Origin of the sequence: Aeromonas sp. 2HA2 (assembly GCF_029237345.1) — a bacterium.
GTDB classification, from domain to species: domain Bacteria; phylum Pseudomonadota; class Gammaproteobacteria; order Enterobacterales; family Aeromonadaceae; genus Aeromonas; species Aeromonas salmonicida.
The window spans coordinates 211,545-225,739 of record NZ_JAACGB010000002.1; the positions used below are offsets into that span (position 1 = coordinate 211,545).

The window sequence follows — 14,195 nt, forward strand, 5'->3', positions numbered from 1 at the left end:
GCCCAGATGCCAGGAAAAAGAGACCGTATCCTCAGCTCTGGTGCGTGGCATGGGCCCGCTGCACCGCCTGGGTGAGCAGGCTTTGCAACTGGCGTTCGGCCTCACCGGATCCATTGCCTGCTCCCAGCAGTACGACCCCCAGCGTGCCCGGCGACGGCAGCACATCGGCCAACGGGGAGAGAGAGGCCGGCATGCCGATGGCAGAGCGCACTGTGATCCCTAGCCCTGCCTGCAAGGCCGCCCAGATCCCGCCCAGACTCTGGCTGGTGAAGGCGATGCGCCACGGGATACCTGCATCGTCCAGAGCCTTGATGGCCCGTGAACGCATCAGGCAGGGGGCATCGAAGAGCACCAGGGGCAAGGGCTCTCCGCGTGCCAGCAGGGGCGCCCGATCCCAGTTCGGGTGAGCAATCCACTGGAGTGACACTATGTCGATGAGATGGGCGTCCATCCTCTCTTCCGGGTGCTGCCAGGCCAGGGCCATGTCGAGGGTTCCCTCCCTGATACCTTTCATCAGCTGTGCATTGCGATCGATGCGCGTCGTCATGCGCAGCGCGGGGTGCTGACGACAGAGGGGGCCCAGCACGGCAGGCAGTAGGGATTCACCAAAATCTTCCTGAACCCCCAGCCTGATCTCCCCTTGCAGCAGTTCCCCTTTCAGGGCAAGCACGGCTTCGTCGTTGAGCTCCAGCAGCCGTTTGGCATATCCCAGCAGTCGTTCGCCACTGGCCGTCGGGACCAGGTGGCGGCCCCTCTTCATGACCAGTTCGGTACCGCATTGCTGTTCGAGTTTTTTCAACTGTGCGCTGACCGCCGAGGTGGAACGGCACAGCCGCTGCGCCGCCAGCGCAAAGCTGCCACAGTCCAGCCCAAGGACATAGCTGCGCAGAGCATCGAGATCCAGGTTCAGGGGAAGGGGTTGCATGATAGTCCTGATAATCGGGATTGTTTGTCTTGAACGTTTTGATTTTTAAAATTGTAGCAGTGATAGAGAGTGGCTTCACCAACCAAGGAGATTGCCATGACCCATCCTGTTCTTGATCGTGACGACCTGGCGCTGGCAGCGCCGAGACTGTCCCAGCTGGCGGAAGAGACGCTGTTTGGCGATATCTGGCAGCGGCCCGCCCTGTCTGCGCGCGAACGCAGCCTGATCACCCTGGCCATACTGGCATCGCTGGGCCGGGTGCAACAGCTGCCGTGGCACATAGCGTTTGCCCAGCAAAACGGCCTGACACGGGAGCAGCTGGAGGAGCTGTTCACCCATCTCGCTTTCTACGCCGGATTGCCTGCGGCGGTCACCGCCGTGAGCTACCTGCCCAGCCGTGAGGAGCCGCACCCATGCCGCTGACCCGTATCACTCTGCGCGAGGGGATGAGTGACGTGCGCCTGCAACAGCTCTCCGACCTCTATCATGAGACCCTGGTGGAGGTGTTTGATGTACCGCGGGAGGACAAATTCCAGATCCTGGAGGTCTTGCCAGCCAAGGCGCTTGTTTATCATCCCCACTATCAGACCGGCCAGCGGGACGGAGACTTCATCCTCTTCCAGATCCTGGCGGGGAGGCCGCGCAGCACTGAGGTCAAGCAGCGACTCTATCTGCGGCTTGCCGAGCGTCTGCACGCAGACATGGACATTCACCCCGACAACCTCATGGTGGTCATTCAGCTGAACGGCAGCGAGGAGTGGAGTTTCGGACGGGGTATGATGTTTCGGCAGGGGGTGATCTTATGATCGCCATGCATTACAGATTCACCCTGCCGGCGGATTACGACATGAGGCTTATCGAAGAGCGTATCGCCAGCAATGGCGCCAAACTCGACGGCTTTCCCGGCTTGCTGTTCAAGGCCTATCTCTATGGCCGCCATGACGAGGCCGCACTGCCATGCCGGGAGAATCGCTATGCCCCCTTCTATGTGTGGCAAAGCGTCGAGGCGATGCACAGTTTCCTTGCCAGCGAGGGCTTCGCGGCGCTCACCAGGCACTTTGGCTGGCCCCATATCGAGACCTGGCATCTGCTGTCAGCCCAGCAGATGGAGGCGCTTGACCAGGCCAGGGTGGCCATCTTGCGGCGCACCCGCATTGCGCCGCATTGCAGCCTGGCCGAGTTGCACACCGGGGCCATGCTGAGCGGATGGGATGTTTCCCGTTGGCAATGGCTGGAGGTGGATTTCCTGCCGTCGCTGCCGCCGACGATGCCGCCAGGGGCCGACGTCTATCACATTGGTTATCTCGCCAAAGGAGTTCCAGCCTGAGTGGGTAACGACGACATGAGGGGGATCTATGTCCTCACTCGTCATTTGACCTGATGCTTCACCAGCATACGGTGTTAAATCTGGTTTGCAGTGAAGTGCTGGTGTTGAATGCCTGATGGTCGTTGCCAGCCCCATACGATCAAGGTCCTCGTAGGATGTCGGCAGGCAGATTCGAGATGACGGCGCTTGCCAGGCAGGGCATGATCTCGAGACATTGCGTACGGACACACCACCCCGGATAAAGGAGCCAGCATGTATCTGCCATCCCATTTCGAAACGCCCGACCTCGCATCGCTGCATCAACTGATCCTGGCCCATCCGCTGGGGACCCTGATCACCCACGGTGAGCGGGGGCTGGATGCGAACCATCTGCCGTTCGAGCTGGATGCCGGGAGTGGGGAGCAGGGCGTATTGCGCGCCCATGTCGCCCGCAACAACCCGCTCTGGCAAGAGGCCAGCAATGGCGACGAGGTGCTGGTGATCTTCAAGGCCGCGGATGCCTATATCTCCCCCAGCTGGTATCCGAGCAAGCAAGTGCATCACCAGCAGGTGCCGACCTGGAATTACAGCGTGGTACACGCCCACGGCCGAATTCGTATCCACGATGATGCGCGCTTCGTGCGCCGGCTGCTGGCGAACCTGACGCGGCGTCATGAATCCGCCGAGCCTGCCCCCTGGAAGATGGCGGATGCGCCGAGGGAATATATTGAGGCCAGAGTGCAGGCCGTGGTCGGCATCGAAATTGAAATAACCGAGCTGGTCGGCAAGTTCAAACTGAGCCAGAACAAGGAGGCGGCGGATCGTCAGGGCGCGGCCAATACCTTGCAAGATCGCGGGCTGGTAGAGATGGCAGAGTCTATGTTGAGTCCACCACAGTCGCTGCCACAGCAATAGATTATCCCGTCTGGTCTCAATAAAAACGGCAATCCAAGGTTGCCGTTTTTATGTGTTTATTTTCAATCAGGCACTGGCATTGAGCAGCTTGCCGACCCCTTCGCCCTTGCCATTGGGCAGGGTCTGCTTGAAGGCGCTTAGCAGTTGATCCAGGTTCAGATCGCTGCTGCCCAGTGCGCCTTTGAGGGTATCGAGTCTGCTTTGCAGGGCATCCAAGCGGGTGCTTTGGGTGCCGTTGGCGAGCTGGTTGCGGGCTGTGTCTATGGCCTCGGTCAGAGAGTGGCCATTGTTTTCCTGACCCAGGGTCTGCATCAGCTCGCTCATAAACTGGTTGATGGCGGGGCGGTTCTGCTCGCTGTCGGCATCCTTGACCCCCAGCCGCTGGAACAGGCTCTGGACTGTGGGGGGCAGGCGTTCTTCCTGTACCGGCTCAGGTTCGGGCTGGGCTTTGGCGTTGCTGCTCAGCAGATAGCTGCCCAGCTTGAGGGCTATCGAGGCGATGGGAAGCAGGGTGCTGATCATGATGTCACTCTCCGGTACGGCTGATGACAATGACAGAGCAGGGATTGAGCCAGGTTGGCGAAAAATTAAGCAATCGAAGACAGGGTGCTGATCCTGCTGTGAATTTAGTTTTTGGGGCTATAGGGGGAAGGGGAAGGATTGCGGGAGAAGCGGCAAACCCTTGCAGCGCCAGGCTGGCCGGTTTGCCGCCGAGGTCGCCGGATCAGAGGTCCCTGAAGGGGCGACGCTTCTCCTCTTCGATGACGATGGCTTCCAGGTTGGCAATACGCTCCTGCAACTTGTTGATGATCACATCCTGCTTGCCGAGGCGGTCAGTGATGCGGGCATCTCCCAGCTGGTAGCGGGCACGTTTGGTGAGATAGCCGAACAGCATGCTGATAAAGACGATCAGGACTATGCCTGTCCACATGGTCATGAGTGACTCCTTGTCGATAAATACGCGAGAAATGGCTCTGTTGTCTCATACCCGGTGAGGGGCCGCAATGCCCGCTCTGGTGGTGAGCATGAGCCCTGTGATACCCGGGCTTATGCCATCCGTTGCCAGGAACTTGATGCCAGCCATGTTTGTGGTGGTAGCGGGTCTTGTCCCCTCAGACACCCTGCCAGAGGGGGCGTCCGAGCCAGAGTCCCCACAGGGTGAGGTGCAGCAGCACGATAAACCAGAACACCAGCCGGTAGCTGCCCTTCTGGGTTTTGTGGCGCAACCAGTGACGGGCGACCAGGGCCCCGGGCCAGCCACCGCACAGCTCCAGCAGATGGAGGCGAGATTCGGGGATGCGCCAGCCGCCGCGAATGGCCTGCCGCTTGTCGTGGGCGTAGGCCAGTACCGTCAGCAGGCTCATGGTGGTGAGGATGGCGAGCGGCCACCAGTTGGCGTCAACAAGGCCAAGCCAGGCGGTCCAGAGCAGGGGAAACAGGGCGAGCCAGATCACAGTGCCAGCTCCCAGCCACGGGGGGCGTCAGGGCTCAGACTGCGGATCACGCGAGCGGGGTTGCCTACTGCCACCGAGTCGGCGGGGATGTCGCGAGTCACAACGGCGCCAGCCCCTATGATGGAGCGCGCCCCTATGGTGACTCCGGGGCAGATGATTGCGCCGCCGCCGATCCAGCAGTCATCGCCTATATGTACCGGCTTGTTGTAAGCGGTCCAGTTGCGGCGCTCCAGGTAATCCATGCTGTGGGTGGCCGTGTAGATCTGCACGTTGGGGGCCAGCAGCACATGGTTGCCAATATGCACTTCACCCACGTCGAGAATGGTGACGTTGAAGTTGAAGAAGGTCTGCTCACCTATGTGAATATTGCGGCCAAATTCACAAGTGAAAGGAGTGCTTATCCAGCTGGAAGCGGGACAGTGGCCGAACAGCTCGCCGCACAAGCGCTGGCGCAGGGGGTGATCCCCGGCGGATGACGCATTGAGTTGTGCCAGCAGCGCCTGACCCCGGATCCTGTCATTCGCTATCTCCTCGCTCTGGCTATCCAGGGCGCCGCCCGCCAGTATCTTGTCCCAGTCGCTTGCCATGCTCGTCTCTCCTCATGTGCCAAGAGGGGCCAGTATACGCCACCCGTCTTGCAGCGTCAGGCTGTCACTTGCTGCAAGATCAGGCGCTTGGCCAGATGAGCGGCAGGATCAGCAGGGCAGAAACCAGATAGGGTAGCAGCACCATGAGTCCCAGCCGGCGCCCGCCAATACCCAGTGCCAACACACCTTTCACTAGCGAGTTGACCAGCCCTGCCAGCAGTATGCCCCGGGCCGCGACCTCCAGCCCCAGCTCCTTGTGGGAAAGCTGGGAGAGCGACAGGGTAATGGCGTCCACGTCCGTGATCCCCGACACCAGTGCCAGCAGATAGACACCCGAGTCACCCACCCGGCTTTGCAGCAGTGTTGCCATGAAACCTATCAGCGCCAGCAGCAGGCCGAACTTGATGGCGGTGGCGAGATCCAGCGGATTGCTGGTTCTGGGCTGTACGGGCCCGTCGGTCAGCGCTTCCCGCTGGCGCCAGAACCAGAATGCAAAGCCGTAGACAATGACTGCCAGCAGCAGCAGGGGAGCGGCGAGGCGCATCGCCAGCCCCTTGTGGATCAGCAATACCAGCACCAGCAGCCGCACCCACATGGTGGCCCCCGCCAGCAGTATGCCGGTGGCCAGCAGCCGTTCCAGCCCGCCCTGCTCCTTGTTGAGGCGGGCAAACTGCAAGGTGAGAGCGGTGGAGGAGGCGAGCCCCGCCAGCATGCTGGTGAGCACAAGCCCGGCGCGGGTGCCGAGCAGACGCACCGCGAAGTGACCACAAAACGAGATGCCGGCGATCACCACCACCATCAGCCAGATCTTGAAGGGGTTGAAGGCATTGAGGGGCCCCATCTCCTCGTTGGGCAGCACCGGCAGCAGCACCAGGGAGATAAGCAGAAAGCGCAGTGTGGCGTGAAATTCGGTTTCGCTGAGAAACAGCATCCCTTGCTGGATCTTGCCCTTGAGCCCCATCAAGAGAGCGGCCAGCACGGCGCAGGCCACCGCCTCGCTCGGGCTCAGTAGCACGGACATCAGCCCCAGCAGATAAGTGAGCAGCATGGCCACCGAGCTGGTGAGGCCGAACTCCCCCTGCCAGCGCTGGGCCAGCCAGACCGAGAGGCCGCAGCCCATGACCACCGCCAGCAGACCGAGCAGCGGCAGCCAGGGGCCCAGGGTCGGCAACAGCAGGGCGCAGACGCCGCCGAGCAGGCCGATGAGGCCATAGGTGCGCATCCCGGCGATGCGCTGGTTGTCCCCCAGCTGGCGCACTTGCCAGCCACGCTCCAGCCCTATGATGAGGCCGATGGCCAGCGACACCAGGGCGCCATTGACGGGGTCTGCATTGATCCACATAACGACTTCCTTTTCGCTGTGTGATTGCCTTGAACCCATGATGGCACAGGCTGTACCGGGGCAGAGAGGCATGGCTCACAGAGTGTGCGAGTGGGGCCGTGCGGCGGATTGATATGAGCAAAAGAGATAAGCAAAGCGTTATTTCTTGGTTCTCGGCATAACAAGCCCGCGGCATGCTGCATTCAACCCAAGGATATGGAGTATCACCATGAAACTACGAATGACAGCCCTGACCCTGCTCTCCCTGTTGGCCCTCGGTCAGGCCAATGCCGCCGAGATCCGTCTGCTCAACGTCTCCTACGATCCGACTCGCGAGCTGTTCCAGGAGTACAACGCCGCCTTTGCCAAAGAGTGGAAAACCAGGACGGGTGACGATGTTGTGGTGAGCCAGTCTCACGGTGGTTCCGGCAAGCAGGCGCGGGCCGTGGTGGATGGACTGGAGGCGGATCTGGTGTCGCTGGCGCTGGCCTATGACGTCGATGCCATCGCCAAGGAGGGGCTTATCGCCGCCGACTGGCAGAGTCGCCTTGCCAACAACGCATCTCCTTACACCTCCACCATCGTCTTCCTGGTGCGCAAGGACAATCCCAAGCAGATAAAGGATTGGGGCGATCTGGTGCGCAAGGATGTGGCCATCGTCACCCCCAACCCCAAGACCTCCGGCGGGGCGCGCTGGAACTACCTGGCGGCCTGGGGCTATGCCCTGAAGAAAAGCGGCAGTGAGGAGGGGGCCAGACAGTTTGTCGGCGATCTCTACAAGAACGTCAAGGTGCTGGATTCAGGTGCCCGTGGTGCCACCACCAGCTTTATCGAGCGCGGTCTCGGCGATGTCTTGCTGGCGTGGGAAAACGAAGCCCTGCTGGTGCTGGGTCAGGCGGGCAACAGCGACAAGTTTGAACTAGTGGTGCCGTCCGTCTCCATCCTGGCGGAGCCTCCGGTGGCCGTGGTCGACAAGGTGGCCAGGAAGCATGGCACCGAGGCTGTCGCCAAGGGGTACCTTGAGTATCTCTACTCTGACGAGGGGCAGCGCATCATCGCCAAGTATCACTACCGTCCCAGCAATCCGGCGATCCAGAAGGAGACGGCAGCCCAGTTCCCGCAACTGACCCTGTTTACCGTCAAGGATCTGGAAGGGGACTGGGACAAGGCCCAGCAGAAGCACTTCGCCCAAGGCGGGCTGTTTGACCAGATTTACCAGCCGGGCGGCTAAGGCACCCTGCTTCCTTGTGGCATGTTCACCCCGCACTGGCCCCTGTGCCAGCTGATAGGAGCACCAAGATGAACAAGATCCTCCTGGTTCCCGGTCTGCACAACAGTGGGCCGGATCATTGGCAGAGCCGCTGGCATCAATATTTCCCCCACTGGCAGCGGATGGTTGGCCTGCCGTGGGACAAACCGGACCTGACGGTCTGGAGCGCCAAGCTGGCGAGCAAGCTGCGCAGCCGGCGCGGCCGGGCCCATCTGGTGGCCCACTCATTCGGCGCCCTGGCGGCCATCACGGCGGCGCGCCAGCAGCCCGACAAGGTGGCCTCGCTCTTTATCGTGGCGCCGGCGGATCCTGCCCATTTCGGCATAGTGGATGAGGCGCTGGCCGGTTCGCTCAAGGTGTCGGCCCAGCTGGTGGCCAGCCGCAACGATCCCTGGATGAGCTTCGAGCGGGCCGAATACTGGAGCCGGCAGTGGCAGGTGCCGCTGTTTGATGCAGGCGAGGTGGGCCACCTCAATGCCCAGTCCGGCCACGGCGAGTGGCACCAGGGGCTCAACCTGCTCGGCACCCTCTATCGGCGGGCCGAGATGGTGGTGGCGCCGACGCCGGCGGTGTGGGAGCGGCGCGCGGCCCTCAGTTTTCGGTGAAAGGGTTGCCAATACCCGTTCAATTTGCAGAGAAGGAGAGAAAGCACCCGACATGACAACAGCCTGATTTTGATTGCTTGGTACATTGCACGACGCTCCATTTTTTAGGTCTTTTATTTATATAAAAGACCTTTTTTTTCATTTTATGGCGCTAAAAACCAGTGCCGCCCTGGTTAGATAAAAAAGTGCTTAGCAAAGGCGTTATTGGTGTTTGTTGTCTCAAACAGGCGTGCGCAGAATCGCTGTATCGAATGTTTTTCATAACAAACGGAAGCGTTATGCGATTTGGTTCTTACTCCGTCTTGCCAGGCTTTGGTCCGACCCTCGGCTTCAGCCTGCTCTATCTCGGTATCCTGGTACTGCTGCCGCTCTCGGCGCTGGTATTGTTCGCGGTGAACAATCTTACTGCGGGGGAATTCTGGCAGGTGATCGGCTCACCCCGGGTGCTCGCCTCCTTTCGCCTGAGTTTCGGTGCCGCTTTCATCGCGGCGCTGCTGAACAGCCTGTTTGGCCTGATCCTCGCCTGGGTACTGGTGCGTTACAGCTTCCCCGGTCGCCGGCTGGTGGATGCGCTGATCGATCTGCCGTTCGCCATGCCCACCGCCGTCTCCGGTATTGCCCTGTGCGCCATCTTCGCCCCCAACGGATGGATCGGACAGTGGGTCGCCCCACTGGGCATAGAGCTTGCCTACAACCCCATCGGCGTGGTGATTGCCCTCACCTTCATCGGGTTGCCTTTCGTGGTACGCACCCTGCAGCCAGTGCTGCGGGAGGCAGAGACGGAACAGGAAGAGGCCGCCGCCAGCCTGGGGGCTGACCGCTGGCAAACCTTTTTGCGGGTGTTGTGGCCAACCCTGATCCCGGCACTGCTCACAGGTTTTGCCCTGGCGTTTGCCCGTGGCGTGGGGGAGTACGGCTCCGTCATCTTTATCGCCGGCAACCTGCCCATGGTTTCCGAAATTGCCCCCCTGATGATCATGAGTCATCTGGAGGAGTACGACTATGCAGGTGCTTCTGCCATCGCCGTGGTCATGCTGCTGGTCTCATTTATTTTGTTATTGCTCATCAACAAGTTGCAGGCCTGGAGCTGGGCACGCATAGGAGGGACTCGCGTATGAGCGCATCCAACTCGACACTGGATCTGGTCCAGGGTGTGGCGCCAGCCCCGCTGGCCCGCCACCCTTCCGTCACGCGTGAGCCCGTCTGGGTCAAATGGCTGCTCATTGCCCTTGGACTGGGCTGGTTTGCCGCTCTGCTGCTGTTGCCGCTGGCCACCGTCTTCATTCAGGCGCTGAGCCCGGGGATCGCCTTCTTCTGGCACGCCATCAGCGAGCCGGATGCCCTGAGCGCCCTGGGCTTGACCGCCCTGGTCACGCTTTGCGCCGTGCCCCTCAACCTGCTGTTCGGGCTGGCGGCGGCCTGGGCCATAGCCCGCTTCCGCTTCCCCGGTCGGCAGCTGCTCATCACACTCATCGACCTGCCGTTCTCTGTCTCGCCGGTGATCGCCGGGCTCATGCTGGTGCTGCTGTTCGGCAGTCGCGGCTGGTTTGGCGATTGGCTGAGCGAGCACGACATCAAGGTCATCTTCGCCACCCCGGGCATCATTCTGGCCACCACCTTCATTACTGTGCCCTTCGTGGTGCGCGAGCTGCTGCCCCAGATGGAGGCCCGTGGCCCGGAAGAGGAGGAGGCGGCCATCATGCTGGGGGCGAGCGGTCTGCAGATGTTCTGGCGTGTCACCCTGCCCGGTATCCGCTGGAGCCTGATGTATGGCCTGCTGCTCTGTACCGCCCGGGCTGTGGGGGAATTTGGGGCTGTCTCAGTGGTCTCCGGCCATATTCGCGGCCAGACCAATACTCTGCCGCTGCATATCGAGATCCTCTACAACGAGTACCAGACCGGCGCCGCCTTCGCGGTGGCAAGCCTGCTGGCCCTGTTCGGGATCTTCACCCTGCTGGGCGAAACCCTGCTGGCCCGGCTACGTGTGCAGCCTGACAAGCCCCACTGATATTGCGAGAGAGGCACGGCTGCGCGAGCTGCCGGGCCCCATACCCCATTGATCTCGATATAACGATTATTGAAAAGAGGCATCTATGAGCATTCAGGTTCAAGGGCTCAACAAGCATTTCAACCAGTACGCGGCGCTGGCCGACATCAACCTCGACTTTCACGATGGCGAGCTGGTGGCGCTGCTGGGCCCCTCCGGCTGTGGCAAAACCACCTTGCTGCGCATCATAGCCGGGCTGGAGCAGGCCGACTCTGGCCACGTCATCATCCGCGGTGAGCATGCAACCGACCTTGATGTGCGTGAGCGCAACGTGGGTTTCGTGTTCCAGCACTACGCCCTGTTTCGCCACATGACGGTGTTCGAGAACGTGGCATTCGGCCTGCGGGTCAAGCCGAGGTCAGAGCGTCCCACCGAGGCTGTCATCCGCGCCCGGGTCAAGGAGCTGCTGGATCTGGTGCAGCTCAGCCATGTGGCCGATCGCCACCCGACCCAGCTCTCCGGCGGTCAGCGCCAGCGGGTCGCCCTGGCCCGCGCCCTGGCGGTGCAACCCAAGGTGCTGCTGCTGGATGAGCCCTTCGGTGCCCTCGATGCCCAGGTACGCAAGGAGCTGCGCCGCTGGTTGCGCGAACTGCATGACGAGCTGCATGTCACCAGCCTGTTCGTGACTCACGATCAGGAGGAGGCGCTGGAGGTAGCGGATCGGGTGGTGCTGATGAACGCCGGCCGGGTCGAGCAGATAGGCACGCCGGCCGAGGTCTATGACCAGCCCGCCAGTGCCTTTGTGCACAGCTTTCTCGGCAGCGTGAACCTGTTTCGCGGTCGGGTGGCAGGTCAGGGGCTTGGCATCGGCGAACAGTGGCTGGGAGGCCCCATCAGCTCCCATCTGGCGGAGGGCAGCGCTGCGATCGCCTATGTGCGTCCCCACGAGCTGGAGATAGTGCCTGCAGATGCAAGCGGGGGGATCCGCGCCACCATCACCCGACTGCTGCCCATGGGGCCCCGTATCCGGGTGGAGTTGCGTGGCATTGGGGATACAAACGGTGCACACTTCGAGGCCGAATTGAGCAAAGAGGCGGCCAGGGCATTTGCCCCGGGGCAGGGGGTGCGACTGGTGGCCAGGCAGGCCCAGCTCTATCCGGACTACCAGATTTGATGGCCAGGGTTTGCATCCAGGCGAGAGCGACTCGCCGCCATCCTATGCCAACCGACAGGATCAGGGTGTGACTCTCTTATCGCGATAACAGTATCAGGCTTGCAGTCCGGCACAGGGTCGGGCTGGCAATAACAAAAACGGCGGCGGGACCAACCCGACCGGCCAGTCAGCGCAGGAGGCGATGGCGTGAATTTTCAGCAGTTACGCATTATACGGGAGGCGGCGCGGCGGGATTACAACCTGACCGAGGTGGCCAATGCCCTGTTTACCTCCCAGTCCGGGGTCAGCCGCCATATTCGCGAGCTGGAGGAGGAGCTGGGGATAGAGCTGTTCATCCGCTATGGCAAGCGGCTGCTCGGCATGACGGAGCCGGGCAAGGAGTTGCTGGTGATCGCCGAGCGCATTCTCAATGACGCCAACAATATCCGCAAACTGGCCAGCACCTTTGCCAACCGCGAGTCCGGCAGGCTGCTGGTGGCAACCACCCACACCCAGGCCCGTTACGCCCTGCCGCGGGTGGTGAAGGCGTTTCGCGAACAGTTTCCGCTGGTGCAACTGGAGCTGCGTCAGGGCAGCCCTGAGGAGATAGTGCGGCTGGTGCAGACCGGCGAGGTGGATATCGGCATCAGCAGCGAGCGGCTCGACAAGAGCGAAGGGGTGGTGGCGTTTCCCTACTACCGCTGGCACCACAACATAGTGGTGCCCGAGCAGCACCCCCTCACCGCCGAGCGGGAGCTGACCCTAGCGGCGTTGGCACACTGGCCCATCATCACCTATCAGGCCGGCTTGACCGGACGGGCGCGGGTGGATGAGGCGTTTGCCGAAGCGGGGATCACGCCGCAGATATTGCTGACTGCCCAGGATTCGGACGTCATCAAGACCTATGTCGAGCTGGAGATGGGGGTCGGCATATTGGCGGACATGGCATTCGATACCCAGCGCGACAGGGGGTTGGTGCAGCTTGACGGCAGCCGGCTGTTTGCGCCACACACCGCCTGGATCGGGCTCAAGCAGGGGCAGTTCCAGCACAATTTCGCCTGGCAGTTTATCCAGCTCTGCAATCCGGAGCTGGCGCTGGCAGACATTCAGGCCCGCGCCATGGGCGGTGAGCCTGTCATCGACTACCAGATCTGAACCTTGCCAGACGATGTGAAACGGGGAGCCAGTGGCTCCCCGTTTTGTTTATTGCGTTATCACTCTGTGCCGGGTCAGTTCAAGGCAATCCAGGCATCCTGCCAGTTGGTGCCAATACCTGGCTCATACTGGGTGGCGCTGGCCGACCACTGGCTGCACCAGCCTCGGTAGGGGAAGGGCTTGCACTGATAGACCTTGCCGTTCTTGGGTTGCAACACCTTGGTGCCGTCCGTGTAGGAGGTCAGTCCCTGCGGGAAGGTGAACTGGTAGTCACCGCTGGCGGCCGGATCCTTGAGCATCAGGTCCAGGGTTTGTTGCAGGGCTTCGCCACCCGCCTTCGGCTTGGCCTCGATCACCAGCTGATGGTGGCCGGCGCTAAGCCCGGTGAGCGGCATGGTGAAGCTCTGGCTGCTGTCCTTGATATCGGCGGCAGACTGGCCCCTGGCCACACCCCCGTGGTCATACAAGGTATTGGTGACAGTCAGATCCCCCTGGGCAGTGATGGTGAAGTCGAGGGTCACCTTGCCGTCGTCGAGCAGGTATTCACTCTCCAGACCGCTCACGCTGATGTCGTTGCCCACCGGCGGTTGCAGCTGTTCGAGCTGGATCTCGACCCGCTCCAGCGTGCTGCCGGCCTTGAAGTAGACCGTGTTCTGGCCGTAGACGGGGTTGAACTGGCCTTCACCGCTCTGCTGGCCGGCGCGGATCTGGCTCTGCTCTGCATTGATCTTGCTCGCCAGGGCGTGGGTCCAGTTGTTCTTCTGGCCCTGCTCCGGGCTGGCGATGGTCAGCTCGGTCTGCAGATCGGGGCGCACGCCGTTGGCGTCGAACACCAGAGCTCTGGCCTTGTCACCGGCCGCCAGATCGGTGGAGGGATAAATGGTGCCCCCCTGGCTCCAGCTCAAGGGGGGCTGGGTGCCGCCCTTGAAGTTGGCATCGATCAGGTTGTAGAAGCTGTTGCTGGTATCGCCCACTTCCCACACCCCCAGGATCAGCTGATAACCGGTGCGCTCCGGCAGGTTGCAGTTGTGGGTGACCTGCTTGGGCGGCTGTACCATGTTGCCATCCACCACGCAGAAAGGGGTGAGATCGAAGGCGGCACGGGTCAGCGGCTGGTTCGGGTTCCAGTCCTGTTTGGTGAGGTAGTAACGCCAGTTGCGGGTGACATGGTTGGCGGTGAAGGTCCAGCTGATGGCGAATGGCCCGGCCTGTACCTCGCGGCGGGTCCAGCGGTCGCTGGTCTGGGCGTTGAGTTCACTCCAGTTCGGGCTGCCCGCCGAGGCAATCTGACCATCCTGAGGGCCGGATTGCGGGAAACCGGAGGGGCCTTCCACGCTCTGGGGCTCCCACTGCACTGCGCCACACTGGCTGTTGCCACCGGTCTTGCACAGATAGTTGCGCGATTCCGGCTGACTGATGTAGCCGTGGGCGAGAACGCCACCACTGGCCAGCAGCGCAAGCGCTGCCGCGACGTGATTGAGTTGGATTTTTGCTGCCATACATTCCTCTGTTCGATA

The 14,195-nt window shown here is 61.7% G+C and carries 17 protein-coding genes; 10 read left to right on the forward strand and 7 right to left on the reverse strand.

Annotated elements, in window-relative coordinates:
• Nucleotides 1-31 precede the first annotated feature (31 nt).
• On the reverse strand, nucleotides 32-925 hold the full coding sequence (locus GWQ29_RS04385; RefSeq protein WP_275918832.1) for a LysR substrate-binding domain-containing protein: 894 nt from the start codon (nucleotides 923-925) through the stop codon (nucleotides 32-34).
• Between the two features lie 96 nt (nucleotides 926-1,021).
• On the opposite strand from GWQ29_RS04385, the gene GWQ29_RS04390 reads away from it, so the two are divergent.
• The 4 genes from GWQ29_RS04390 (at nucleotide 1,022) to GWQ29_RS04405 (ending at nucleotide 3,146) form a co-directional block, all read left to right on the forward strand.
• Nucleotides 1,022-1,348, forward strand: a complete 327-nt coding sequence (locus GWQ29_RS04390; RefSeq protein ID WP_005891792.1) for a carboxymuconolactone decarboxylase family protein — start codon at nucleotides 1,022-1,024, stop codon at nucleotides 1,346-1,348.
• The gene (locus GWQ29_RS04395; RefSeq protein ID WP_275918833.1) at nucleotides 1,339-1,731 is read left to right on the forward strand and encodes a tautomerase family protein; all 393 of its coding nucleotides are present in this window, start codon (nucleotides 1,339-1,341) and stop codon (nucleotides 1,729-1,731) included. Before GWQ29_RS04390 ends, GWQ29_RS04395 begins: the two co-directional genes overlap by 10 nt.
• Nucleotides 1,732-1,736: 5 nt before the next feature.
• Nucleotides 1,737-2,252, forward strand: a complete 516-nt coding sequence (locus tag GWQ29_RS04400; protein WP_275918834.1) for a DUF4865 family protein — start codon at nucleotides 1,737-1,739, stop codon at nucleotides 2,250-2,252.
• Between the two features lie 252 nt (nucleotides 2,253-2,504).
• Nucleotides 2,505-3,146, forward strand: a complete 642-nt coding sequence (locus tag GWQ29_RS04405; protein ID WP_275918835.1) for an FMN-binding negative transcriptional regulator — start codon at nucleotides 2,505-2,507, stop codon at nucleotides 3,144-3,146.
• 66 nt (nucleotides 3,147-3,212) lie between these two features.
• Here GWQ29_RS04405 and GWQ29_RS04410 read toward each other — a convergent pair whose 3' ends face one another.
• The 5 genes from GWQ29_RS04410 to GWQ29_RS04430 form a co-directional block, all read right to left on the reverse strand.
• Nucleotides 3,213-3,668, reverse strand: a complete 456-nt coding sequence (locus GWQ29_RS04410; RefSeq protein WP_275918836.1) for a hypothetical protein — start codon at nucleotides 3,666-3,668, stop codon at nucleotides 3,213-3,215.
• A gap of 202 nt (nucleotides 3,669-3,870) precedes the next feature.
• Nucleotides 3,871-4,083: a hypothetical protein gene (locus tag GWQ29_RS04415; RefSeq protein ID WP_111588049.1), complete on the reverse strand. Its 213-nt coding sequence runs from the start codon at nucleotides 4,081-4,083 to the stop codon at nucleotides 3,871-3,873.
• Nucleotides 4,084-4,258: 175 nt separating this feature from the next.
• The gene (locus GWQ29_RS04420) at nucleotides 4,259-4,600 is read right to left on the reverse strand and encodes a DUF1294 domain-containing protein (RefSeq protein ID WP_021138873.1); all 342 of its coding nucleotides are present in this window, start codon (nucleotides 4,598-4,600) and stop codon (nucleotides 4,259-4,261) included.
• Entirely contained in the window at nucleotides 4,597-5,187 is a 591-nt protein-coding gene (locus tag GWQ29_RS04425) for a sugar O-acetyltransferase (RefSeq protein ID WP_005313735.1), read from the reverse strand. Before GWQ29_RS04425 ends, GWQ29_RS04420 begins: the two co-directional genes overlap by 4 nt.
• Before the next feature lie 79 nt (nucleotides 5,188-5,266).
• Nucleotides 5,267-6,529: an MgtC/SapB family protein gene (locus tag GWQ29_RS04430; RefSeq protein ID WP_275918837.1), complete on the reverse strand. Its 1,263-nt coding sequence runs from the start codon at nucleotides 6,527-6,529 to the stop codon at nucleotides 5,267-5,269.
• Nucleotides 6,530-6,737: 208 nt separating this feature from the next.
• On the opposite strand from GWQ29_RS04430, the gene GWQ29_RS04435 reads away from it, so the two are divergent.
• The 6 genes from GWQ29_RS04435 to cbl all read left to right on the forward strand — a co-directional run bounded on the left by GWQ29_RS04435 (nucleotide 6,738) and on the right by cbl (nucleotide 12,678).
• On the forward strand, nucleotides 6,738-7,739 hold the full coding sequence (locus GWQ29_RS04435; RefSeq protein WP_275918838.1) for a sulfate ABC transporter substrate-binding protein: 1,002 nt from the start codon (nucleotides 6,738-6,740) through the stop codon (nucleotides 7,737-7,739).
• A gap of 68 nt (nucleotides 7,740-7,807) precedes the next feature.
• Nucleotides 7,808-8,383: an alpha/beta hydrolase gene (locus GWQ29_RS04440; protein WP_275918839.1), complete on the forward strand. Its 576-nt coding sequence runs from the start codon at nucleotides 7,808-7,810 to the stop codon at nucleotides 8,381-8,383.
• A 278-nt stretch (nucleotides 8,384-8,661) separates the two neighbouring features.
• Nucleotides 8,662-9,501: a sulfate ABC transporter permease subunit CysT gene (cysT, locus tag GWQ29_RS04445; protein WP_192896063.1), complete on the forward strand. Its 840-nt coding sequence runs from the start codon at nucleotides 8,662-8,664 to the stop codon at nucleotides 9,499-9,501.
• Nucleotides 9,498-10,391 (forward strand): sulfate ABC transporter permease subunit CysW, encoded by an 894-nt coding sequence (gene cysW / locus GWQ29_RS04450; RefSeq protein ID WP_275918840.1) that lies wholly within the window; start codon nucleotides 9,498-9,500, stop codon nucleotides 10,389-10,391. Before cysT ends, cysW begins: the two co-directional genes overlap by 4 nt.
• An 85-nt stretch (nucleotides 10,392-10,476) precedes the next feature.
• Nucleotides 10,477-11,544: a sulfate ABC transporter ATP-binding protein gene (locus GWQ29_RS04455; protein WP_234575925.1), complete on the forward strand. Its 1,068-nt coding sequence runs from the start codon at nucleotides 10,477-10,479 to the stop codon at nucleotides 11,542-11,544.
• Nucleotides 11,545-11,730: 186 nt separating this feature from the next.
• Nucleotides 11,731-12,678: an HTH-type transcriptional regulator Cbl gene (cbl, locus tag GWQ29_RS04460; protein ID WP_058395371.1), complete on the forward strand. Its 948-nt coding sequence runs from the start codon at nucleotides 11,731-11,733 to the stop codon at nucleotides 12,676-12,678.
• Nucleotides 12,679-12,752: 74 nt separating this feature from the next.
• On the opposite strand, the gene gbpA is transcribed toward cbl, so the two are convergent.
• Nucleotides 12,753-14,177: an N-acetylglucosamine-binding protein GbpA gene (gene gbpA, locus GWQ29_RS04465; RefSeq protein WP_275918841.1), complete on the reverse strand. Its 1,425-nt coding sequence runs from the start codon at nucleotides 14,175-14,177 to the stop codon at nucleotides 12,753-12,755.
• Nucleotides 14,178-14,195: the final 18 nt, after the last annotated feature.

What these genes read in the sequence shown, in the direction of transcription:
- GWQ29_RS04385 (WP_275918832.1), bottom strand. Translation starts at nt 925, where the DNA reads ATGCAACCCCTTCCCCTGAACCTGGATCTCGATGCTCTGCGCAGCTAT.
- GWQ29_RS04390 (WP_005891792.1), top strand. Translation starts at nt 1,022, where the DNA reads ATGACCCATCCTGTTCTTGATCGTGACGACCTGGCGCTGGCAGCGCCG.
- GWQ29_RS04395 (WP_275918833.1), top strand. Translation starts at nt 1,339, where the DNA reads ATGCCGCTGACCCGTATCACTCTGCGCGAGGGGATGAGTGACGTGCGC.
- GWQ29_RS04400 (WP_275918834.1), top strand. Translation starts at nt 1,737, where the DNA reads ATGCATTACAGATTCACCCTGCCGGCGGATTACGACATGAGGCTTATC.
- GWQ29_RS04405 (WP_275918835.1), top strand. Translation starts at nt 2,505, where the DNA reads ATGTATCTGCCATCCCATTTCGAAACGCCCGACCTCGCATCGCTGCAT.
- GWQ29_RS04410 (WP_275918836.1), bottom strand. Translation starts at nt 3,668, where the DNA reads ATGATCAGCACCCTGCTTCCCATCGCCTCGATAGCCCTCAAGCTGGGC.
- GWQ29_RS04415 (WP_111588049.1), bottom strand. Translation starts at nt 4,083, where the DNA reads ATGACCATGTGGACAGGCATAGTCCTGATCGTCTTTATCAGCATGCTG.
- GWQ29_RS04425 (WP_005313735.1), bottom strand. Translation starts at nt 5,187, where the DNA reads ATGGCAAGCGACTGGGACAAGATACTGGCGGGCGGCGCCCTGGATAGC.
- GWQ29_RS04430 (WP_275918837.1), bottom strand. Translation starts at nt 6,529, where the DNA reads ATGTGGATCAATGCAGACCCCGTCAATGGCGCCCTGGTGTCGCTGGCC.
- GWQ29_RS04435 (WP_275918838.1), top strand. Translation starts at nt 6,738, where the DNA reads ATGAAACTACGAATGACAGCCCTGACCCTGCTCTCCCTGTTGGCCCTC.
- GWQ29_RS04440 (WP_275918839.1), top strand. Translation starts at nt 7,808, where the DNA reads ATGAACAAGATCCTCCTGGTTCCCGGTCTGCACAACAGTGGGCCGGAT.
- cysT (WP_192896063.1), top strand. Translation starts at nt 8,662, where the DNA reads ATGCGATTTGGTTCTTACTCCGTCTTGCCAGGCTTTGGTCCGACCCTC.
- cysW (WP_275918840.1), top strand. Translation starts at nt 9,498, where the DNA reads ATGAGCGCATCCAACTCGACACTGGATCTGGTCCAGGGTGTGGCGCCA.
- GWQ29_RS04455 (WP_234575925.1), top strand. Translation starts at nt 10,477, where the DNA reads ATGAGCATTCAGGTTCAAGGGCTCAACAAGCATTTCAACCAGTACGCG.
- gbpA (WP_275918841.1), bottom strand. Translation starts at nt 14,177, where the DNA reads ATGGCAGCAAAAATCCAACTCAATCACGTCGCGGCAGCGCTTGCGCTG.